Source organism: Duganella rhizosphaerae, assembly GCF_040364205.1.
GTDB classification, from domain to species: domain Bacteria; phylum Pseudomonadota; class Gammaproteobacteria; order Burkholderiales; family Burkholderiaceae_D; genus Rugamonas; species Rugamonas rhizosphaerae.
Genome location: NZ_BPWK01000085.1, coordinates 1 through 373, shown reverse-complemented (window position 1 = coordinate 373; position 373 = coordinate 1). Strand labels below are relative to the sequence as shown.

1 pseudogene is annotated in these 373 nt (G+C 70.2%); it reads left to right on the top strand.

From position 1 onward, the window contains the following. Positions 1–373: pseudogene (locus RUGAMON1_RS32710) on the top strand (heme utilization protein); the annotation flags it as partial.

Genomic DNA, 373 nt, shown 5'->3' with positions numbered 1-373 from the left:
CGCGCAAGTGGCCGGTCTGACGACCGCCGCCATCGCCGCGCTGGAAACGGCCGACTTCGCCGCACTGAAGTCCGACGCGATTGCCGCCCTGAGCGCCAATCAGGTCAAGGCGCTGACCACCAATCAAGTGGTGGCGCTGACCACCGCCGAAGCTGCCGCGCTGAGCACCGCGCAAGTTGCCGCGCTGTCGAGCGATGCGATCGCCGCGCTGGAAACGGCTGACCTGTCGGCCATCAAGACGGCCGCCATCGCCGCCCTGAGTTCCGGCCAGGTCGCTGCGCTGACCACCGCCCAGGTCAACAACCTGGCCACCGCCTCGCTGGCCGCGCTGAGCACCGCCGGCGTCGCCGCGCTGACCACCAACCAGGTCGTC